This window comes from Moraxella sp. CTOTU46934 (assembly GCF_031979465.1).
In the GTDB taxonomy this organism is placed as follows: domain Bacteria; phylum Pseudomonadota; class Gammaproteobacteria; order Pseudomonadales; family Moraxellaceae; genus Faucicola; species Faucicola tetraodonis.
In genome coordinates this window covers 124,456-145,811 of the sequence record NZ_DALZEG010000004.1, presented here as the reverse complement: position 1 = coordinate 145,811, position 21,356 = coordinate 124,456, and the positions used below count along the sequence as shown (strand labels likewise).

Annotated in this window: 23 protein-coding genes and 2 tRNA genes; 14 read left to right on the top strand and 11 right to left on the bottom strand. The window is 46.0% G+C overall.

Annotation, left to right across the window (positions count from 1 at the left end):
* Window positions 1-4 precede the first annotated feature (4 nt).
* Window positions 5-793 carry a uroporphyrinogen-III synthase gene (locus tag RTN07_RS05360; protein ID WP_312176387.1) on the top strand — a complete coding sequence of 263 codons (789 nt, stop codon included), beginning with the start codon at window positions 5-7 and terminating at the stop codon, window positions 791-793.
* Here the strand turns inward: RTN07_RS05360 and mutY are convergent.
* Together mutY and RTN07_RS05350 are read right to left on the bottom strand one after the other, a co-directional pair.
* On the bottom strand, window positions 776-2,062 hold the full coding sequence (gene mutY / locus RTN07_RS05355; RefSeq protein ID WP_312176384.1) for an A/G-specific adenine glycosylase: 1,287 nt from the start codon (window positions 2,060-2,062) through the stop codon (window positions 776-778). The genes RTN07_RS05360 and mutY overlap by 18 nt on opposite strands.
* 170 nt (window positions 2,063-2,232) lie before the next feature.
* Window positions 2,233-2,973 (bottom strand): dienelactone hydrolase family protein, encoded by a 741-nt coding sequence (locus RTN07_RS05350; protein WP_312176383.1) that lies wholly within the window; start codon window positions 2,971-2,973, stop codon window positions 2,233-2,235.
* 205 nt (window positions 2,974-3,178) lie between these two features.
* Here RTN07_RS05350 and RTN07_RS05345 point away from each other — a divergent pair, with 205 nt between their 5' ends.
* From RTN07_RS05345 to RTN07_RS05330, 4 genes are all read left to right on the top strand, one after another.
* Window positions 3,179-3,652: a YcgN family cysteine cluster protein gene (locus tag RTN07_RS05345; protein ID WP_159676779.1), complete on the top strand. Its 474-nt coding sequence runs from the start codon at window positions 3,179-3,181 to the stop codon at window positions 3,650-3,652.
* Between the two features lie 156 nt (window positions 3,653-3,808).
* Window positions 3,809-4,708 carry a CBS domain-containing protein gene (locus RTN07_RS05340; protein ID WP_312176380.1) on the top strand — a complete coding sequence of 300 codons (900 nt, stop codon included), beginning with the start codon at window positions 3,809-3,811 and terminating at the stop codon, window positions 4,706-4,708.
* A gap of 52 nt (window positions 4,709-4,760) precedes the next feature.
* Window positions 4,761-6,335 carry an apolipoprotein N-acyltransferase gene (lnt, locus tag RTN07_RS05335; protein WP_312176378.1) on the top strand — a complete coding sequence of 525 codons (1,575 nt, stop codon included), beginning with the start codon at window positions 4,761-4,763 and terminating at the stop codon, window positions 6,333-6,335.
* A gap of 146 nt (window positions 6,336-6,481) precedes the next feature.
* On the top strand, window positions 6,482-6,970 hold the full coding sequence (locus RTN07_RS05330) for a hypothetical protein (RefSeq protein WP_312176376.1): 489 nt from the start codon (window positions 6,482-6,484) through the stop codon (window positions 6,968-6,970).
* A 93-nt stretch (window positions 6,971-7,063) separates the two neighbouring features.
* On the opposite strand, the gene RTN07_RS05325 is transcribed toward RTN07_RS05330, so the two are convergent.
* From RTN07_RS05325 to hisF, 4 genes are all read right to left on the bottom strand, one after another.
* Window positions 7,064-7,591, bottom strand: coding sequence for a dihydrofolate reductase (locus RTN07_RS05325; protein WP_312176374.1), 528 nt, complete (start codon window positions 7,589-7,591; stop codon window positions 7,064-7,066).
* 43 nt (window positions 7,592-7,634) lie between these two features.
* Window positions 7,635-8,495, bottom strand: coding sequence for a thymidylate synthase (locus RTN07_RS05320; RefSeq protein ID WP_076774771.1), 861 nt, complete (start codon window positions 8,493-8,495; stop codon window positions 7,635-7,637).
* Window positions 8,496-8,526: 31 nt separating this feature from the next.
* On the bottom strand, window positions 8,527-9,426 hold the full coding sequence (gene lgt, locus RTN07_RS05315) for a prolipoprotein diacylglyceryl transferase (RefSeq protein ID WP_312176443.1): 900 nt from the start codon (window positions 9,424-9,426) through the stop codon (window positions 8,527-8,529).
* A 129-nt stretch (window positions 9,427-9,555) separates the two neighbouring features.
* Entirely contained in the window at window positions 9,556-10,314 is a 759-nt protein-coding gene (gene hisF / locus RTN07_RS05310) for an imidazole glycerol phosphate synthase subunit HisF (protein ID WP_007115145.1), read from the bottom strand.
* Between the two features lie 92 nt (window positions 10,315-10,406).
* On the opposite strand from hisF, the gene RTN07_RS05305 reads away from it, so the two are divergent.
* The 5 genes from RTN07_RS05305 to RTN07_RS05285 all read left to right on the top strand — a co-directional run bounded on the left by RTN07_RS05305 (window position 10,407) and on the right by RTN07_RS05285 (window position 14,399).
* Complete coding sequence (locus tag RTN07_RS05305) at window positions 10,407-11,405, top strand: homoserine kinase (RefSeq protein WP_309596951.1); 999 nt, start codon at window positions 10,407-10,409, stop codon at window positions 11,403-11,405.
* 9 nt (window positions 11,406-11,414) lie between these two features.
* On the top strand, window positions 11,415-12,182 hold the full coding sequence (locus RTN07_RS05300) for a DUF3800 domain-containing protein (protein WP_062333511.1): 768 nt from the start codon (window positions 11,415-11,417) through the stop codon (window positions 12,180-12,182).
* A 146-nt stretch (window positions 12,183-12,328) separates the two neighbouring features.
* Window positions 12,329-12,592, top strand: coding sequence for a hypothetical protein (locus tag RTN07_RS05295; RefSeq protein ID WP_076774774.1), 264 nt, complete (start codon window positions 12,329-12,331; stop codon window positions 12,590-12,592).
* A gap of 18 nt (window positions 12,593-12,610) precedes the next feature.
* Window positions 12,611-13,495: a class II glutamine amidotransferase gene (locus tag RTN07_RS05290; protein WP_312176369.1), complete on the top strand. Its 885-nt coding sequence runs from the start codon at window positions 12,611-12,613 to the stop codon at window positions 13,493-13,495.
* 1 nt (window position 13,496) lies between these two features.
* A complete protein-coding gene (locus RTN07_RS05285) occupies window positions 13,497-14,399 on the top strand; it encodes a histone deacetylase family protein (RefSeq protein WP_312176366.1) in 903 nt (300 codons plus the stop codon).
* A 106-nt stretch (window positions 14,400-14,505) separates the two neighbouring features.
* Here RTN07_RS05285 and RTN07_RS05280 read toward each other — a convergent pair whose 3' ends face one another.
* The 5 genes from RTN07_RS05280 to RTN07_RS05260 form a co-directional block, all read right to left on the bottom strand.
* Window positions 14,506-15,648 (bottom strand): aminotransferase class V-fold PLP-dependent enzyme, encoded by a 1,143-nt coding sequence (locus tag RTN07_RS05280; RefSeq protein WP_312176363.1) that lies wholly within the window; start codon window positions 15,646-15,648, stop codon window positions 14,506-14,508.
* Window positions 15,649-15,779: 131 nt separating this feature from the next.
* Window positions 15,780-16,328, bottom strand: a complete 549-nt coding sequence (locus RTN07_RS05275; RefSeq protein WP_309596955.1) for a YchJ family protein — start codon at window positions 16,326-16,328, stop codon at window positions 15,780-15,782.
* Window position 16,329: 1 nt separating this feature from the next.
* A complete protein-coding gene (locus RTN07_RS05270) occupies window positions 16,330-17,049 on the bottom strand; it encodes a metal-dependent hydrolase (protein ID WP_309594988.1) in 720 nt (239 codons plus the stop codon).
* 367 nt (window positions 17,050-17,416) lie between these two features.
* Window positions 17,417-17,492, bottom strand: a tRNA-Glu gene (locus RTN07_RS05265).
* Window positions 17,493-17,527: 35 nt separating this feature from the next.
* Window positions 17,528-17,603: transfer RNA gene (locus tag RTN07_RS05260), tRNA-Ala, on the bottom strand.
* A 204-nt stretch (window positions 17,604-17,807) separates the two neighbouring features.
* On the opposite strand from RTN07_RS05260, the gene RTN07_RS05255 reads away from it, so the two are divergent.
* From RTN07_RS05255 to nusB, 4 genes are all read left to right on the top strand, one after another.
* Window positions 17,808-18,434, top strand: coding sequence for a DedA family protein (locus tag RTN07_RS05255; RefSeq protein WP_060994646.1), 627 nt, complete (start codon window positions 17,808-17,810; stop codon window positions 18,432-18,434).
* A 177-nt stretch (window positions 18,435-18,611) separates the two neighbouring features.
* Entirely contained in the window at window positions 18,612-20,108 is a 1,497-nt protein-coding gene (gltX, locus tag RTN07_RS05250; RefSeq protein ID WP_312176356.1) for a glutamate--tRNA ligase, read from the top strand.
* A gap of 159 nt (window positions 20,109-20,267) precedes the next feature.
* Window positions 20,268-20,783: a 6,7-dimethyl-8-ribityllumazine synthase gene (gene ribH / locus RTN07_RS05245; protein ID WP_007115135.1), complete on the top strand. Its 516-nt coding sequence runs from the start codon at window positions 20,268-20,270 to the stop codon at window positions 20,781-20,783.
* Between the two features lie 9 nt (window positions 20,784-20,792).
* On the top strand, window positions 20,793-21,353 hold the full coding sequence (nusB, locus tag RTN07_RS05240; RefSeq protein ID WP_312176353.1) for a transcription antitermination factor NusB: 561 nt from the start codon (window positions 20,793-20,795) through the stop codon (window positions 21,351-21,353).
* Window positions 21,354-21,356 lie beyond the last annotated feature (3 nt).

Below are 21,356 nucleotides of genomic sequence, written 5' to 3'. Positions count from 1 at the left end.
AGCCATGCAATTTATCAATACCAGACCCGATCAGCGAGCCAAGACGCTAAGTCTATTTTTGCACCAGCATGGCGTTGCAGTGATTGACTTGCCGCTGTTGACGTTGGTAGAAAAGCCCTTGACAGTGGCAGAGCGGGCAGTTTTACAATCGATTGACCGTTATCAAGTGGTGGTGCTAGTCAGCGAAGCGGCAGTAAAGTATGGCTTAGCAAGGCTTGCCACCTTGGTCAAGCTAACGGAATTGTCCAAAAAGATTACATGGGTTGCGGTGGGTGACAAAACCGCGAATTACTTTAACCAGACTTGGCAGCAACTCACAGAGTTGCCAGCGCCTACCGTTACTTTTCCCGGTGAAAAACGGGCGCAAAACAATGAAGGGCTATTGAATTTGCCGGTAATCCAATCGCTTGGTAAAGGCGATTACTTGCAGGTATGGCGCGGCATCGGCGGGCGAGAACTATTGGCGGATACATTGGCGGCAAAAGGTGTGCAAGTACATTTGCTAAACTTGTACCAACGGGTTTTACCAAGCGCAACTACCCAAGCATTTGCGGTTTGGCAGCAAACGCAGAGCCACAACCAACCCATCGTTGTACTCATCTCAAGTTTGACCGCCTGGCAAAACTGGCAACAACTAACATTAGGCACTGAAATGGCTGCCAGTTGTTATTATTTGGTATTGCAGTCGCGTATTGCACAGCAAATGTTATTACAGCAGGCCAATCTTAACATAACTATCATCCCCGACTTACTACCTGCGACGATTTTACACGCATTAACCACTCGCCAATAGCTGCATGGCTTTCGGTTTGGCTAAGCTGTTTTGCGCTGAATCATCTACCCATGACAGCGTTTGCAGCGCTTGTTGCAGTGTTTGCGTCAGCCGCATACCCTGCTCTATCGTCAGCGTCATGGTGAGCGGGGTCAAAAACCAATGAAAATGGGTAAGGCTATGTTTGACAGTATCAGTACTATCTACGTTAACCTGCTGGATATTTAGCAGTTGCTCGGCTTGTAAGAACTCAAAAATAATCTGCTCAGCCGTGTTGTATTCGGCTTCAAACGTCGCTTCTTGCTGCCAGGTTGCCAGTAGTGGCGCGCCTGTATTTTTTGCGCCCGATTGTTTTTTGACAAATGCCAATGGTAGACACCACAGCCCACCCCAAATCCCATTGTCAGGACGTTGTAGCCACAAGGTTTTGTCATCGCAAACCAGCTTTAACGCTAGCGAAAACTTAGACGGATTGGGCGATTTTTTACTTTTTACCGGATAAAAACTTTGCTTGCCTTGGGCATTTGCCACGCAGTCGGCTTGCACGGGACACAGTAGGCAGGCAGGTTTGGCTTTGGTGCACAGCGTCGCCCCCATATCCATCATCGCTTGCGCATAGTGCCCGCTATCACGGTTCGGTGTTAGGCGCTCGGCGAGTTGCCAAAGCGCTTTGGTTGTGGCAGTTTTGGTGATATCGCCGTCAATGCCAGCCCAACGGGTCAGCACACGTTTGACATTACCATCGCAAATCACCCCTCTGTCACCGCCATATTGGTCAGCTCTGACACCCATCGCCACAATCGCGCCTGCCGTAGATTGACCCACCCCTGAAATCTGCTCCCAGTGGGCAACCGTTTGCGGAAATTTGCCAGTTTGCTCGATGATATCCACCAGCTGCTTGGCACCTTTATGCAGGTTGCGCGCACGCGCATAGTAACCCAGCCCTGCCCAATGCTCAGCGACTTGCTCCCAAGATGCGTTTGCCAAATCCTGCACCGTGGGAAAACTTGCCATAAAGCGCTCAAAATAAGGAATCACCGTCGCCACTTGGGTCTGCTGTAGCATGATTTCAGATAACCACACAGGATAGGGGTCTGGCGTGTCAAGCTGATGCTGCTGCCACGGCAAATCATGACGCCCGCTATGGTCAAACCAGGTCAAAATACGCGGTGCAAAACTATCAAGCTCTATTTCGGTATGTGCTTCGGTATGCGCTTCGATATGACTGTGGCTTAAGTGCTGATTAGGACTTGGCATCGTTGAGTGGCTGGTGTTCGGATGTGCGTTCAAAATTCACCATCGGGTTACTATCGTGATAGCTATATAAGACTTTCTAGTTGGGATTCAATAGTGACTGACAACAGACTTAACAAAGCTGGACTCAAACTGAGACGTAGACATAAAAAAAGCAATATCATGATGGATATTGCTTTTGGGGCTAACGATGTAACAGCTGTATGTTATACAAGATTGTCTTGCATAAACGCAATCATTTCATCCCAGCTGGCTTTTGCCGCATCTGCATCATAGCCCAAATCCACGCCATTTTCTTCGGCGCGTTTGTCAGCATTAGGATTGGTAAAGCCGTGTTTGGCGCCTTCGTACACATCGACTGTGTACTCTACATCGGCGTTGTCCAGCTCTTTTTTCAGCCCTTCAATGGCATCCATCGACACCATGCTATCGGCTTCACCATGTGCCACCAATACTTTGGCGATGAATTTGCCTTTTTGTGCCGGTTGTTTTGGGGTAGGGTTGCCGTGGAAAGTCGCCACTGCTTTAAGCGGGAAACCTTCACGCGCCATGTCTAAGGCAATTTTACCGCCAAAGCAAAAACCAATTGCGCCAAGACGGTTTGTGTCAACGGCTTCGAGGTCGGTAAAGTCATCCATAATGAGTTTACAGCGCGCCATCAACATGTCTTGGTCAGCGAGCATTTGGCTCATCCATTCATTGGCTTGGGCGGCATCTGTGGTCAGTTTACCTTCGCCATACACATCCATGGCGACGGCAGCAAAACCCGCTTCGGCTAAACGCTCAGTGACTTTTTGTGGGTGCTCAACCACGCCCCACCATTCAGGCGCCACCAAAATCGCTGGGGCAGGATTGTCGTGGCTCGCTGATTCTGGTAGACAGACATAGCTTTTGAGCTCCACGCCATCGGTGGTGGTAGATTCGAGTTGTAAAATTTGAATTGGCATCATGGATCCTTATGTTATGGTAAATGATATGATTGGTTGCTATTGTTATAAGACACTGGCGTTATAAAAACGCTGGATTCATACGCTAATGAGAGCGTGGCAAGTCAGTGCAACGGTTAATATAGGCACTACTGTATACTGAAATCATCGTATTTTCCGTTATAATACTGTCACTGTTTTATACAAGCCGAAAGTTGGAAACATAATGAGCCAATCTGTTACCTTACGCCCGCAATTTTGGGAGCGATTTTCGTTAGAACAATTGACCCAAGCTGAATGGGAAGCCTTGTGCGATGGCTGTGGGGCGTGTTGTTTGATTAAATTTAAAGACGATGACACCGATGAAGTTGAATACAGTGATGTCGCCTGTCGACTGCTTGATTGTGCCACAGGGGCTTGCCAGCATTACCCAACAAGGCGCGACTATGTGCCCGATTGCATCAGCCTAACCATCGATAACATTGGCGAGATGTACTGGCTACCGGCAAGCTGTGCCTACAAGCGCTTGTACTACGGGCAATCACTACCAAGCTGGCATTTATTACTTACTCAAGATGCCGCCGTGACACAAGCCATGATGCGCCAAAAAAATATTAGCGTGGCGGGACGCTGTCAGTCTGAAACAGAAGTCTCTGAGCTAGAGCAAGAAGAACGGGTAATCCATTGGATTCGCCAATAGTGCTAGTTTATTCGAGGCTTTGCTAGCACTGAACAAGCTGATGGGTGAGTAAAATCAGCCAAAAAATACAATAAAATTAAGAAAAATACCATTGCAATCATCATGGGGTTAAGGTAAGGTAAAAAAATCTTTCGTCATATGAGGGTCTCGTCGGCTATGTCAGACGACAATTCGAGTTCACACCTGTCAAACAAACAACAAGGCAGTAGCTGGTCACGCGGTCTGAAACGCTGGCTATCCACCGCCCCTGAAACCCGTGATGAACTAGTCAAATTGGTACATGATTCGCGTCGATTTTTGGCGCCCGACACCGTCGATATGTTAGAGGGCGTGCTAGATTTACCCGCTATTCAAGTACGAGAAATCATGACCCCTGTCAGCCACGTTGCAGGCATCACCCAGCACCAAAACTTGCAAGACATCATGTCGCTCTATATGGAAACCGCCCACTCGCGTTATCCTGTATTTACCGATGATAACAAAGACACAGTGATGGGTATCTTACTTGCCAAAGATTTGATTCCGTTTTTGGTCGCCAAGGCGCAAGGTCAAAACATTGACCATTTCAATCTTGAGGCAATTGTACGTCAGCCAATTTATATCAGTGAAACTGCGCGTTCTGACAACCTGCTGCGTCTATTTCAAAAAAATCAAATTCATATGGCAATCGTCATCGATGAGTTTGGGGTGGCATCAGGCGTGGTGACGATGGAAGACTTACTCGAGGAAATTGTCGGTGATATCATCGATGAGCATGACGACATCGAAGAAGATACCGATATCAATCATATAGTGCCTGTGCCCAACCAGCTTGACACATGGATTGTGCAATCCATCACCTCAGTCTCAGACTGTAATGAACAGCTAGGTACCCATTTTGATAGTGAGGATGTCACTAGTATGGGTGGACTGGTCATGCAAGAGCTTGGCGAAGTCAATGAGGTATTGGGTCAAACCGTCTTTATTGACGATTGTCGTTTGACGGTATTGTCAGCAGATGGTCGATTTATCCAAGAAATTGAACTGGTTAAAGGGTATAATCAGCTCGACGATTAGTCCAATTACTTATGTTTGCAAAACCGTTTAACCCTAAAGGCAATACTCGCCAATGCGTCTTACTACCCAGTCCCTAAAAAAGCAACTTTCTGTACAATCTCATCACGATAGTGCCAAATCTGCAAATACCAAACAGCCCCTGTTACCCAAACTGGTGCTGGCTTGGCTTGCGGGTGCGGCATTTGTCTTTGCGTTAGCGCCTTACAATTTTTGGATAGTGGCACTGTTGTCGCCACTGGTGCTGTATTGGCTGTTATTGCCCTCCATGTCAAATTGGCGGGCGTTTTGGCTCGGTGAAATGTATGGCATGGGATTGTGGAGCGTGGGCGCGTTTTGGTTGTTTACCTCGATTCATACCTACGGCGATACCCCTACCTTATTAGCTTTGCTGATGATTGGCTTTGTTGGCTTGGGGATGGGATTGTTTCATGGCGCCTTGGCAGTCATTTTTAATCGCTTTGTGGCAAAACAGCCGCTAAGCTTTGCGTCATTATGGGTGGTACAAGAGTGGTTAAAAACCTGGCTATTTACAGGTTTTCCTTGGCTATTCGTGGGCTATGCTTATACAGCGCAACCTTGGCTGACGAGCCTTGCCCCAATTTTTGGGGTGTTGGCGCTGAGCTTTGTATCCGTGTTCGTCTCAGCAAGTCTGGTGGAAGCGGCGCGAAAAAAATACCGTTTTTTAATTCCATCGTCTGTGATGTTACTGGCAAGCGTGGCGCTGTGGCTTATTGCCCCGCAATGGACGACCCCCAAAGGCACACCAAATCTGAAAGTCTCCTTAGTACAAGGCAATATTCCGCAGGACTTAAAATGGCTGCAAGAGTACCAAATCCAAACGCTGGGTATCTATGCAGGTTTAAGTAAAACAGAGTGGGGGCAGGACATTATCTTATGGCCAGAGTCGTCAATTCCGATGTTTCAAACCGACGCCATGCCCTTTATCAGCCAAATTGCTGCCCAAGCCCGCGAAAGTAATACCGCATGGCTCACCGGTATTCCGTATGTCGATGTCAATGAATACGACCCAAAAGTTGATAAGTACGAGCCATTTTACAACAGTGTGATTGCTTTGGGCGCCGATGCCAAAGGCTTATACAAGAAGCAAAATTTGGTACCCGTGGGCGAATATATTCCGTTTGAAGGTATGTTAGATTGGGCATTACCAAACTTGATGGGCGGCACCATGAGTTTTCGCAGTGGGTCTGCGCACCAAGCGCCCTTACAAGTCAAAAACCACCCAGTCGGGGTGGCGATTTGTTATGAAGTCGCCTATCCTGATACCACCCGCCGCAATGCCAAAAATACCGACTTTTTATTGACGGTATCCAATGATGCTTGGTTTGGCACATCGGCAGGTCCATTACAGCATCTACAAATGGTGCAAATGCGCTCGATTGAAACCGGTCGCTGGTTTATGCGCGCGACCAATACTGGCGTGACCGCCATTATCAATGATAAAGGCAATATTGTTGCCAAAGCGCCAGCATTTGAACGCACGGTGCTACGGGGTGAGATCCAATCGCGCGTTGGTAATACGCCATTTATGCGCTGGGGTAGTTATCCTATCTTGGCACTATCAGCGCTATTGCTACTGATTAGTTGGCTGATTCGTAAAACACGTTAAAAACCTTAGATGCAGTAAGGTTTTGTCACCAATTGCAAAAATTTAGTATATAATGGTTACAAAGTTCCGTATAATAGTTAAAAATTAGACTTGAATTCATTTAGATTCAACAACTCTTGCCCCAATGATTTACAGTGAGGTTTACGATGGCTCATCATGAAGTCGTGGAAAACAATGTCAAAAAAGAACTTAGTTACGCTTTAATTGGCGTTTTAGCGTTTCTAGGCGTGGTTTTATTAATCCTTATTTCAGCAATTGTTCGCCCCGCTGGTAACCACGTTGACGTTGCAAAACTCAATGCTGAAGTGGAAGCCAAAGCCGCTGCATCTGCTGCTGCCGCTGCCAAACCAGCGGGTTCGACGCCTGCGGCAACCTCACCTGCGGCGGGTGAAACCACCACCGCCACTGCCAATGCAGACACCGCAACAGGTCCAAATGCCACGGTTGCTAGCCCAGACAATGCTTCTATGACGCCATCTTCTGCACCAACGGCTACTGCAAAAACATCGACCATTGAAGCGCGTAATGCCTCAACGGCTGAAGCCAAAGCAGAGATTAAAGCCAAAACAGGTGACACCCCAAATATCGCACCACCTGTTGCCTCAGCGGTAAAATCGCAAGAACAGTCAAAATAAGACATTGATACCTACATAAAAAACCACAGCTACATAAAAAAACCACGTTAGATAACGTGGTTTTTTTTGTGCGCTAAGTCGCCATTGTCAAACTTAAGCTTTTTGGTAAGTGACAAACTGATAGCTCAACCCGCTTTGTTCATCCGTGAATTTTTCACTTTCTGATGTTTTGACAAAATCACTGGTAATCTCTGGATAAAACGCCGCTGCATTGTCAATCACGGTATCGACCTGGGTGATTTCTAAGCGATCACTAAACAGTAGGGCTTGTTGGAAGACTTTTTCGCCACCAATTACCCAAATCGTTTGCAAACCTTTACCATGGGCGAGCGACGAGGCTTGGGTCAGTGCTTCATCTAGGTTGTGCATCACAATGACGGCATCATCATCTACTTGGTAGTCCAAATTGGTGGTAATCACAAAATTGGTACGGTTGGGCAAGGGTTTTGCGCCCATGGATTCAAAGGTCTTGCGACCCATAATCACGATACCGCCATTGGTATGTTTTTTAAAATGTTTCAAGTCCTCAGAGATATGCCAAGGCAATTGATTGTCTTTGCCAATGGCGCGGTTTTGGCTCATCGCCACGATTTGGGCGACTTCCACATTAGAATAACTCATGATTTATCCTTATTGCTGTGAGTTTTGGCATTGGGCTGCAAGCTTATACAGAGACTTCAGCCTTAATTGTGGCATGGCTTTGATAGTTTTCAATTTTTATATCGTTAAAATCAAACGCAAAAATGTCAGTAATGTCAGGATTGAGCCAAAGTTTGGGTAGGGCAAACGGCTCGCGGCTAAGCTGCTCATGCACTTGCTGTACATGATTGTTATAGATATGACAATCACCGCCCGTCCACACAAACTCACCGACGCCAAGCCCCGTCACATGGGCTATCATATGGGTAAGTAAGGCATAGCTGGCAATGTTAAAAGGTACACCCAAAAACAAATCCGCTGAGCGTTGGTACAACTGACAAGATAATTTGCCATCGGCGACAAAAAACTGAAACAGGGTATGACAAGGGGGTAAGGCGACTTCGTTGGCCTCCGAAGGATTCCAGCCAGAGACAATCAGACGGCGCGAGTTTGGGTTGTTTTTGATTTCATTTACTACCCAACTGATTTGGTCAAAACCGTCTGACTGGTAGCTGCCGTCCGCTTTTTTGCTTGCCCCGAAGTTGCGCCACTGGTGTCCGTATACCGCGCCAAGTTCGCCTTCAGGCTTGCCAAAACGGGCAGTTTGCTCGGCGGTTGCCCATTCATTCCAAATGCGTACACCATTGTCCTGCAAGTATTGGACATGGGTATCACCTTTTAAAAACCAAAGCAGCTCATAAATCACGCTTTTGGTATGGATTTTTTTGGTGGTCAGTAGTGGAAAACCCTCATTCAAATCAAACCGCATCTGCGCGCCAAAATAGCTGATGGTACCCGTACCCGTACGGTCGCCTTTTTGTATGCCGTTGGCTAGCACCAGTTTAAGTAAATCCAAATAGGCTTGTTCGTTCTTTGACGTAATCATGGGTGATGAGTTCCTTGGTTAGTTTTCTTTGTTAGTCCACATTCTTTTGACTGCCCCAATCATAGATTTGGTTTTTATACGCCCAAATCAATAAAACCAAACCACCGATAATCATCGGTAGGCTTAAGATTTGCCCTTTTGTCATCCACCCTAATAAAATAAAGCCTTGGTCAGCATCAGGTTGGCGGAAGAATTCGGTAATAAAACGTGCAATACCGTAGCCCATCACAAACAAGCCACTAATCGCCATACGCGGACGCGGCCGACTGGCAAACCACCAAACCAAAACAAACAGTACCACGCCTTCGGTAAAAGCCTGATACAACTGTGACGGATGGCGGGGAAGTAACAAATAATTGTTGCCATCAATCATAAAGGTTTGCGCAAGGCTTTGCAGGGCAGGGGTTTGTTTGAGCAGTTCATTGTCTTCATTGACCGCTTGCGGGAACAGCATCAGCCAGTTGTAACCACCGTCAGATACCCGACCCCATAATTCGCCATTGATAAAATTGCCAATACGCCCAAACAGCAGTCCGGTTGGCACGCAGGGAATAATAAAATCTAGCACATTCCAAATGTTCTTTTGGTATTTGCGGGCAAAAAATAGCATTGCGATGGCAACACCCAAAAATCCCCCATGAAACGACATACCGCCTTGGTTGATTTTGAACAAATACATCGGATTGGCTAAAAATTCGCTCAATTGATAAAACAGCACATAGCCGATACGACCGCCTAGAATCACGCCCATCGCCCCGTAAAATACCAGGTCAGCGACCATGTCGGCATTCCAGTCTGGGCGCGACTTAGTGCGATACCAAGCCAACGCATAAGCGGCAGCAAAAGCCAGTAAATACATCAGCCCGTACCAGTGGGCTTGGACAGGTCCCAAATGCAGAGCGACAGGATCCCATTGCGGGTGAGTTAAAATTAGTGGAAACATGGCAATTTAGTCATTATCGAAAATGCCAATATCATAGCAGTTTTGGCTAGTTTGGGCTATTTTTTGCTGTGTCCTTTTAGTTATTACCAACGGCTATCGTTCTCACAAGGCACGCCATTACAAACGCATTTCAATGCCTTGCTGTGCCATAAACTGCTTGGCTTCGCCCACGGTATATTCGCCAAAATGGAAAATACTCGCCGCTAGTACCGCATCAACACCGCCTTGCAGCACCCCATCTGCCAAGTGTTGCAAATTACCGACACCACCCGACGCAATCACTGGCACATTCACACTATCTGTAATGCGCTTCATCAAGGCGATATCATAGCCGTTTTTGGTACCATCTGAATCCATCGAGGTCACAAGCAGTTCACCCGCCCCAAACCCTGCCATTTTGACCGCCCATGCCACCGCATCAATACCAGTCGCTTTGCGTCCCCCATGGGTAAAGATTTCCCATTGATTGTCAGCCACTTTTTTGGCATCAATCGCTACCACGATACACTGACTGCCAAAACGCGCTGCCGCTTCACCGACAAATTCAGGGTTAAAAATTGCCGCTGAATTAATCGATACTTTATCCGCGCCCGCGTTTAGCAAGTGACGAATGTCATCGACTTTACGCACCCCGCCGCCCACGGTCAGCGGTACAAATACGGTTTCTGCCATGCGTTCAACCGTGTGATAGGTGGTGTCGCGTCCATGATGGGTAGCGGTGATGTCCAAAAAAGTGATTTCATCCGCGCCTTGTTCGTTGTAGCGTTGCGCCACTTCAACAGGGTCGCCCGCGTCTTTGATGTCGACAAATTGCACACCTTTGACCACCCGGCCATTGTCAACATCAAGGCAAGGGATAATTCGTTTTGCTAACATATTCGATTTCCTTCTATAATAGCCGTAAGTTTATCAAATTTACTTTGCCATTACCGCAGTTTTATCGGTGTGCTGCGCTTCAAGGATGCCTTATGTCTGTATATACCCAGTTGACTGACCAACAATTTAGTGATTTTTGCCAACAATTTGGCGTGGATTTTGCCAAAGCCATACCTATCACACAGGGTATCAAAAACAGTAATTGGTTTATTGAAACAACCACGGACAAAACCGGCGAGCCGTCTTATGTATTTACCTTGTTTGAAGAACGCAAACCGCATGAAATTCAAAAGATGGCGATTATCCTAAATCGCCTAAAAGACCAGCTACCCGTAGCCGCACCGCTAGCCGCCAAAAACGGCGAGTTTTTGCTGTATTTTGACAACAAAGCCATTGTAGTGTCACCAAAACTCTCGGGCGGTCACCCGAAAGCAACCACACCTGATATGTGTCGTCAAATGGGCGAGGCTTTAGCCGTTCTTCATCAAACCTTGCAAACCTTGACCCCTGCACAAAACTATGGCGTTGAGTTATACCCTTGGCATCTGGTGCGTGACCGTGAAACCAAGTTTATGCCAAGCGATGAAGCCAAACTGATGAATGATATTTGGCAAGCGTACGAAACCGTAGCGAGCAAAAATTTGCCAACAGGTTTATGTCATCTAGATATGTTTGCCGATAACACGCTGTGGGATTTTAGTGATGAAACCCAGCCAACACTCACAGGTTTGCTTGATTTTACTGAAGTCAGTGTTGAACATTTTGTGATGGATGTGGCGATCACCATTAATGATTTTTGCACCACTTGGGGTAACGCCAATGCTTTATCAGGGCAGGGCGAAGCGGTGAATTTTGATGACGCCAAAATGCAAGCGTTTTTACAAGGCTACGAGAGCAAACGCGCTTTGAGCGATGATGAAAAAAAGGCATTGCCGATTATGCTTGCTATGGCGGGCGTGACGTTTTGGCTGCTGCGTTTGAATGTGATTTATTATAACCGTCAGCAAGGTCGCACGGGCGATAATATTATGGTGAAAAATCCTGATTTGATGAAACGCCTAGCCAGCTTTCATTGGGCGAGCGTGAAATAAGGATATTCAATGTTTCTTGTGTATGTGGATGAAAGCGGTGATACTGGCTTAGTAAATAGTCCATCGAATTATTTTTGTTTAAGTGCTATCGTAGTTCATGAAAGTCATTGGCAAACCACGTTAAATTCAGTGATTGGCTTTAGAAAAGAACTGAGAGCAAGCTATGGTTTTAAATTACGAGAAGAAATTCACTGTTCTCATTTTATTCACAAACCTGGTGATTTTCAGAGAATTCCTAAGTCTTTACGGCTCAGGCTGTTACGAGATGTTATTGATTTTCAAGCAAGTTTACTTAATTATCAAATTGTGAACGTGGTGGTAAACAAAAAGAATAAATCTTTAAATAGTGATATTTTTAGCCTTGCTTGGCAAACGCTTATTCAGCGTATCGAAAATACACTTTATCATCACAATTTTATTGGTTCAAACAATGCAACTGATTCAGCTTTGTTATTTGTTGATAAAACTGATGAGATAAAATTAAGAAATTTAACCCGACGAATGAGAAGATATAATCCTGTCCCAAATAGCTTTAACTTGGGCTCAGGCTATCGTATGATGCCCACACAATGGGTAATAGAAGATGCAATTCATCGTGATTCTGCACATTCTTATTTTATTCAATTAGCCGATGTTAATGCTTATTTCTTGGGGCAGAAATTTTTTACTAATCAATATGTTAAAAAGAAAGGTGGTAGAAATTATCTTGATAGACTAATGCCAGTTTTATTAAAACAAGCAAGTAAAAGTCATCCGTTAGGCATAGTTATACGTTAAAAAGAAAAGGGTTCAGCTTTCGCCGAACCCGATGAGTCCTACTGTAGGGTCTAGCCCTAGGTCAGACTACCTATTAATAATAGCATTTTTATGATTGATTTCAATTTAATTTTACCAAAATATACATAATTCTCGGAATAGTAAAGATGAATGATACTAACAACTGGCAGAAACTTGCCGAATACCCGACCAACTTATTGGCAGAAACCCACGCCATCTATTTACAAAACAACGGCATCAACGTACAGACCCAACTCGTTGATTTGATGGGATTAAATACAGGCGGTGTGCTATGGGTTGCCCCTGAAGATGTTGAGCAAGCCAGAGCTTTGCTCGATAATATCGATGACACCTCGCAGCTAGCTGATGACGACTTAGTAGACAATAACGACTCAGCAAAATTGCAGTAGAAAGGAACCCTAATCACCATGTGTCAACTTCTGGGTATGAATTGCAACACACCCACTGATATTCATTTTAGCTTTGCGGGGTTTCGTCAGCGGGGCGGGCAGACCGATATCCATACCGATGGGTTTGGTATTGTGTTTTTTGAAAAAAATCCCGACCCATCGCAGGGTAATCGTAAAGCAGGTCTGCGTCAATTTCACGATGACAAGCCAAGTTTCTGCTCACCGGTGGCGGATTTAGTCAATAGTTATCCGATTAAGGCGATGAATGTGATTAGCCATATTCGCAAAGCCACGCAAGGCACAAATTGCTTGGCTAATACCCACCCATTTGTCCGTGAGGTATGGGGCGAGGAATGGGCGTTTGCGCATAATGGCCAATTACAGATGGATTTTATTGACCAGCTCAGCCCTGTGCCCACCCACTATCAGCCCGTAGGTACAACCGATTCGGAGATGGCGTTTTGTTATCTGCTCAATCGACTCAAATCACAGTTTAGTGAGCCGCCCAGTGACAGCGTATTATTCCAGTTTTTGACCACGATTTGTCGTGAGTTATCGGCGTTGGGCTTGTTTAATTGTCTCATTAGCAATGGTGATTGGCAGCTAGCCTATGCAGGGAGTTTGCTATTTTTTATCACCCGTAAAGCGCCATTTGGTGAGGCGAAACTCGCTGACAGTGAGTTGGCGATTGATTTTAGTGAAGTGACCTCGCAGACCGATAAAGTCACCTTGATTACTACCATTCCTTTGACTTACAACGAACACTGGCAACAGCTGTATGTGGATGAATGTTTGATGTTTCGGGATGGCGATATTTTATTTAAAGATACCCCTGATAATCCGATCCGCTTAACCATTGAAGAAGGCATTGCCATCGCCCGCAAAGTGGGGGCGAGCTTATAATATGATAAAGGTCGCTTATTCTGATATTTTCAAATATGACGTCCCCGAACGCCATCGTTTTCCTATGCAAAAATATCCGATGATTGCGGCGCGGTTATTGGCGGAGGGTACATTCACCCCAGCCAATTTTTTTGCCCCGCAGCGATTGAGCGAAGACGAAATTCTCACCACCCATACACAAACGTACTGGCAGCATCTAAAACACCAAACATTGCCCGCCAAAGACGCGCGTGCCATCGGCTTTGAGATGACGCCAAGGCTCGTTGAGCGGGAACGTGTGATTGCCCACGGCACTTATGAATGTGCCCTATTCGCCAAACAATTCGGTGTCGCGCTCAATATCGCAGGCGGTACCCATCATGCGTTTGCCGATCATGGGGAAGGATTTTGCGTGTTTAACGATGTGGCGGTGGCGAGTAATTTATTGTTGGCACGTGGACAGGCGACCCAAATTCTGACGGTAGATTTGGACGTGCACCAAGGCAACGGTACAGCGCATTTGATGGCAAATGAACCCCGAGTATTTACCTTTAGTATGCATGGCGCAAAAAACTATCCGTTTCGCAAGCAAGCATCTGATTTGGATATTGATTTGCCAAACGAGACAGGCGATGAGGCGTATTTAGCCATATTAATGGATACGCTGCCTAGACTTATTGCAAAAGTGAAACCCGATATGCTGTTTTACCAGTCCGCTGTGGATGTGCTCGCCACCGATAAGCTCGGTAAACTTGCGCTCACCCGTGACGGCTGTGCCAAGCGTGATGCGTTTGTATTTAGCCAAGCCAAAGCCCATGGAATTCCAGTGGCGGTGGTGATGGGTGGCGGCTACTCAGAAAACATCGACGATGTGGTGGAAGCCCATTGCAATACCTTTCGCATCGCAAAAACGCTATATGAGTAATTTTAAAGCAATAAAAAAGCCCTGTTACAAAGAGCTTTTAAATTGACAGAGCTTTTAAAACAAACCGTTGTTATGCTAGTCAATGCGCTAATGCATACGCTGATAATTAAGCTAATACTTTCCCAAGCGCTTGCTTAAAACGGCTGACTGTCCCGTCCACATCCGTTAATTTATCTAACCCAAATAGCCCCAAACGGAATGTTTTAAAGCTGTCGGGTTCGCCAACTTTCAGTGGGACGCCGCCTGCAATTTGTAAGCCTTGGGCTGCAAATGCTGCACCTTTGTGCATATCATCACGGTCAGTATAGACCACAATCACACCGGGCGCTTGGTAGCCTGCAGCTGCGACGCTGATAATATTATGTTGATTGAGGACAGAGAGCACTTTTTGACCCAATTCAAATTGGGCGCTTTTGAGTTTATCAAGTCCAATCGCTTCGGCTTCTTTGACGGTATCGCGAAATTTGGTCAGCCCATCGGTTGGCATCGTCGCATGATACGCATGACCGCCATTTTCATAAGCGCGCATGATAGTGAGCCACTGTTTGAGATCAAGCCCAAAACTGGTCGATTCGGTGGCTTCCACTTTGGCAACCGCTTGCTCATTCATCATTACTAGCCCCGCACATGGCGTGCTTGACCAGCCTTTTTGTGGCGCAGAGATGAGCACATCAATGCCCAACGCTTTCATATCAAGCCATATACAGCCTGATGCGATACAGTCGATAACTAGTAAACCACCGACACTATGCACTGCATCGGCAAGTTGTTTGATGTAGTCATCAGGCAGCATCAAGCCTGCCGCGGTTTCGACATGCGGGGCAAATACCACCGCAGGTTTTTTAGATTGAATCTCAGCGACAGCCGTCTCGATTGCCACTGGCTCAAACTGCTGTTGTTGCCCCATTGAGTCGCTGTTGTCACCGATGTGTGCGGTCAAGACGGTCACGTCATCCGTGATACGACCTTTTTCAAGGATTTGCGTCCAGCGAAAACTAAAAAAGCCGTTGCGGATGATGAGCACTGTTTGGTCAGTGGCAAGCTGGCGCGCAACCGCTTCCATACCGTAAGTCCCTGTACCCGGCACGATTGCCACCGCATCGGCGTTATACACGTTTTTTAAACTTGTGGACAAATCATTCATCACTGTTTGGAATTTTTTGGACATGTGATTGAGCGAGCGGTCGGTGTAGACCACAGAATATTCTAATAAACCGTCTGGATCAATATCTTGGCGTAGGGCAGGCATGGGACTCTCCTTTAATATCGTTGTCTTTATCGCAAAATCGCAAATAAAATTAGTCTAGCAAAAAAGCCCTTTTAAAAACCAAAAAAATTGTAGAGCGGTTGTTAAAGTTTTTGTTATCAATGGCGCAGCGATTAAGCCAAAAACTGTCCACAGCAGCGTTTGTATTTCTCACCACTGCCACAGGGGCAAGGCTGCTTTTGGGTGACAGGCATGACCACTGTCGGATCCAAAAAATACCAACGGCTGGTGCCATGGGTGGGAATATTCACAAAGGTGGATAGCTCATGATGGACGCCTTTGCTGTCTAAACCTTTGTTGTCTAAAGCAGCTAAGTCCAAACCCGCTGAATGCCCAACTGATGCATTAGGCAAGTAAAAGTAGGCTTTAAACTCAACTTGTGCATGGCGTTTGCCAAGTTTTGCTAGATGGTTGATGACTTCAAGTCCTGCCCAGTCAGTCTGCTTTGCCCAGTCGCTAATTGCTTGGGTATCGAGCAGCGGCTGCTGAAAAGGCGCGGTGGTGGCAACGATATACTCGATATGTTGAAGCACAAATGCTGCGTACCGAGCGCGCATTAGCTGTGCTGCGGTATCAGCGATTTTTTGCCCCGCATGCAGGGGCGCACAGCAATCAGCGTAAGACAGTGTAGAGCCGCACGGGCAAGGTGACGTATGTATCATGTTAATGAATGTTCGGTAGGTTGATGGCGGTAGGCAGTATATTTTTCTTTAAAATAAGCCAACTAATGGGGTCTTGTAGCGTCTGCCAAAATAATTTAAATGGCGGGGCAAACACAATCAGGGCAGCCAACACGGCATATAAGCCCAAATACCAGCCTATTTGATCGAATTTAAACACTTTAAACGCGGTACCAAAAGATTTTTTGACACTCAGCCCTAACAGGTTGACGCTAAACATTTCATCTAACAGCAGATGAACAATGGCGCCAAACATCAAAAACAGCCCCAAAAACCAACTGATAACAGCGCCTTGCTTAAACCCATAAAAGCTAGCGTACACGAGGGTCATCGCCATAATCCCCAGATAGGGAATCGAGTGCACGATACCGCGGTGAACCGTCAATTTGCTATATAAATTAAACACACCGTAGCGCATCAGCAAATAAGATGCTAACCACAATCCTGCCAATGCAACCAACGAAAACTGCCCGACACACAAGATGACAATAAAAAATGCCGTCAGCAGCGATACGACATTAAATCCTACGGTCGCGGGTACCGAGTGGTCCAAATCAATATCGGGCAGCAAGCCACCAATGGTACCAGCCACCACACACATCAAATATTCAGGCGCGGTCAGCATCCCTGCCTTATAAATCACCAAGCCAGTGACGCCACTTGCGACAAAAGCCACGCTTATGTGGGTGTTAAAATTTGCCATAGTCTTCGCCCAGTTTCCCAATAGCTTAAAATCAGCGAGTCAAAACTCAAGTGGTAAAATCTCAAGTGGTAAAATTTAGTGGCTAAAATCATGTAGCTCAAAGCAGATAGCCAAAAAATTATTTATCCCATACGCAAGTGCGCGCTCAATTATATGCTAATTTTGATGACAAAGCGTCAACTGAGCGCAAGGAAAATTGATTTTGTAGGGTGGGGCATGCGGCATGGAGAAAAGCAAAACATTGTAAGCTATGCAACCTATTTAACCTAGGATGTGGCAAGGCAACACTACATACCACAAAAGCCTACAACAAACAGACAGCAAAAAAAAGCCATCGTCCGTCAGACAATGGCTTTTTTAAAATAAGTGGCGTCCCCACGGGGATTCGAACCCCGGTTACCGCCGTGAAAGGGCGATGTCCTAGGCCTCTAGACGATGGGGACGCAATCGCACGAGGTGCTGTAAGCAGACTTAATAGTGGTGGAGCTAAGCGGAGTCGAACCGCTGACCCCTTGCATGCCATGCAAGTGCTCTACCAACTGAGCTATAGCCCCATTTTTGGGAATTATTTAGACTGCTTTGCCTAAGAGTGCGCGTATTTTATTGAAAACTGATTTTGCTGTCAAGATGATTTTTGCCTAAAAACACAAAATTTTTACCCATTCTTGCTATAATGTTGTCTGCTTAATATTGCCTTCATATAACGACTGTAGATTAGTTATATTTTGTTGTTTTGTCTAAAATTATAAGGATAGCCCATGTGGTTGGTAAATTTTATTTTGCATATCGGTGATCATTTACAAGAGCTGGTCAACAACTATGGTAATTGGATTTATGCGATTTTGTTTGCCATTGTGTTTTGCGAGACGGGTCTGGTGGTGTTGCCATTTTTGCCAGGGGATTCGATGTTGTTTGCCGCAGGCACCATTGCCGCAGTGGGCGATATGAATATCTTTGTGCTAATTGGTTTATTGATTGTGGCGGCAGTATTGGGCGATTTTGTCAATTTTGAGATTGGCAAACACTTTGGGCAAAAGTTATTTTCCAATCCCAATTCCAAGATTTTTAAGCAAAGCTATTTGCAAAAAACCCACGATTATTATGAAAGATACGGCGGACGCACCATTATTATTGCCCGTTTTATTCCCATTGTACGCACGTTTGCGCCGTTTGTCGGCGGGATGGGCAACATGAATTATGCCCAGTTTGCTCGCTATAACATCGTTGGCGCGGTATTATGGGTCGTATCTTTTACCACGCTAGGCTATTTTTTTGGTCAATTACCCTTTGTCAAAGAACATTTTTCGTGGATTATGATTGCGATTATTGTGTTTTCGGTGGTACCAATGATTGTCGAAATCATTCGCCATCGCAAGGATAAATAATTGAAGTAGTCTTCAAAAATAACGCTAAATGCCAAAGTCAATCTAGCATTTAGCGTTGCCTTCCAAATTTAGATTTTATCAGCTACCTATCATCCATCGCTAGGATTCAATTTATAAAACTTCGATAGTCGGCTATAATAGCCGCTAATTTGAAATTTTTGTAAAATTGAGAAATCCATGTCAAAAGTCCGTACTCGTATTGCCCCAAGCCCCACTGGCTTTCCCCACGTTGGCACCGCCTATATCGCGCTATTTAACCTTGCCTTTGCCAAAGCGCATGGCGGCGATTTTATCCTGCGCATTGAAGACACCGACCAAACGCGCTCCACCACGCAATCTGAACAAATGATTTTGGACGCCCTGCGCTGGGTCGGTCTTGACTGGGCAGAAGGTCCAGACGTCGGCGGTCCACATGCACCGTACCGCCAAAGCGAGCGTAAAGACATCTACAAACAATACGCCGAAGAACTGTTGGACAAAGGTCATGCATTCCGCTGTTTTGCCACCAGTGATGAACTCGACCAAATGCGAGCCGAACAGATGGCGCGGGGTGAGACCCCAAAATATGACGGTCGCTATGCGAACCTTACGCGTGAACAATCGGACAAGCTCGCCGCCGAAGGCAAGCCATTCGTCATTCGTATGCGTGTGCCAGACGAGGGTGTATGTAAATTTGACGATATGCTACGTGGCGAGGTCGAGATTCCTTGGGCACAAGTGGATATGCAAGTGCTACTCAAAACCGACGGTCTACCAACCTACCATTTGGCAAACGTGGTCGATGACCATTTGATGCAGATTACCCACGTCATTCGTGGCGAAGAGTGGATTAACTCTGCTCCAAAGCATCAATTATTGTATAAATATTTTGGTTGGGATATGCCAGTGCTATGTCACATGCCACTGCTTAGAAACCCCGACAAATCCAAACTATCCAAACGCAAAAACCCAACGTCTATCACTTATTACCGTGATGCAGGTGTGTTGCCAGAAGCCTTGCTTAACTACTTGGGACGGATGGGCTATTCGATGCCAAATGAAGCCGAAAAATTCACGTTGGATGACATGATTGCCAGTTTTGACATCAAACGGGTGTCGCTTGGCGGTCCGATTTTTGACGTGGAAAAACTCACTTGGCTCAATGGCGAATGGTTGCGCTCACTGTCACCCGAAGCCTTAAAAACCAAAATCCTCGATTGGGCAAATGACAGCGACAAACTTACCGCGATTGCCAAAGCCATTCAGCCACGTATTAACTTGTTGTCGGATGCGGTGAATTGGTCGGGCTTTTATTTCCAAAACTTGCCAACGATTAGTGAGGTGGACTTTGAGCATAAAGTGCTATCCACTGAGCAAACCGTGGAGATTCTACAACTTGCGCAATGGCAGTTAGAAACCCTGCCTGTATGGACGGAGGAGAATATCCAAGCGGTATTGTCTGGTTTGGCAGGCGAGATGGGCATTAAGTTGCGTGATTTTATGTCGCCATTTTTTATTGCCATCGCAGGTAGCAAGTCAAGCACGCCTGTGATGAATTCAATGTATTTGATTGGGGCAGATATGACATTGCAGCGCCTGCGTCATGCCATTGAGGTGTTGGGCGGTGTCAGCAAGAAAAAAGCGAAAGAATTGGAAAAACGTCATAAAGCATTACCAAGCTTTTTGACCCAATAAGCTTAATTATTTTGTATAAAAGTCCGTCGCTGTGGCGGGTTTTTTATTTTAACAAGAGTAACCTAGGTTCATGCTAAATAACATGAATAAACCTAACAAAAATGGTATCATACCTAGCAAAATTCAGATTCTAATTTTTACAATTTAAAGGTAATCATCATGGCAAATCTTCAAAACGAACTCGCCCAAGTACAGCATATCAGCGGTGAACTACACACCAATGCCCACGCCAAAATCGGTATGGTGGTAGGACGTTTTAACAGCTTTGTGGTAGAAAGTTTGGTCAGCGGCGCGATTGATACCTTACTGCGTCATGGTATCGCCGGTAGCAATATTACTGTGGTGCGTGTACCGGGTGCTTGGGAAATTCCATTGGCGGTTGCTCGTATGGCACAAACCGATAAATTTGACGCTATCATCGGTTTAGGCGCGGTGATTCGTGGTAGCACGCCGCACTTTGATTTTGTCGCTGGTGAATCTGCCAAAGGCTTAGGCGCGATTGGGTTGGATTATGATGTGCCTGTTATTAATGCGATTTTGACCACAGACAGTATCGAACAAGCCATTGAGCGCTCGGGTACCAAAGCAGGAAACAAAGGCTCAGAAGCAGCCATGGTCGCGCTTGAGATGATTAACGTGTTGGGTCAAATTGACGCACAAATGGCTGGTGAATAAGGTAGCGATATGACTGATAATTCAACCCAAACCACACCACAGCAGGCGGGTCAAGACAATGCCGTCAATTATAAAACCAGCCTGACCGCGATTCGTAAAGCACGCCGTTTTGTGGTGCAAGGGTTATATGAATGGTTACTCACTGGCAACCCATCGCACGAAATCGAAGCGCATACCCGCAGTGAGAATGCCATGCACACGGTGCATTTGGGCTATTATCACGAGCTACTGAGCAAAATCATTGAGCAAAGCGATGACTTAATCGCCTATATCGACAGCCTACTTGATCGCCCTTGGACACGTCTAGATAAAGTTGAGCAAGCGGTATTGCTTGTCGGTGCGTATGAGATGAAGCAGCACTTGGAAGTGCCTTACAAAGTAGTGATTGATGAAGCGATTCAGCTCAATACCCATTTTGGCTCATCAGATGGCTATAAAATGATTCATGTGGTGATGGATAAAATCGCCAAAGACGTGCGTATGCCTGAAGTAGAGGCGGATGCTAAAAAAGCCAAAACAGAGGATGCGCCGCAGCCGCCATCGCAAGCGACCACTGAAGAAGAAAAATAATAC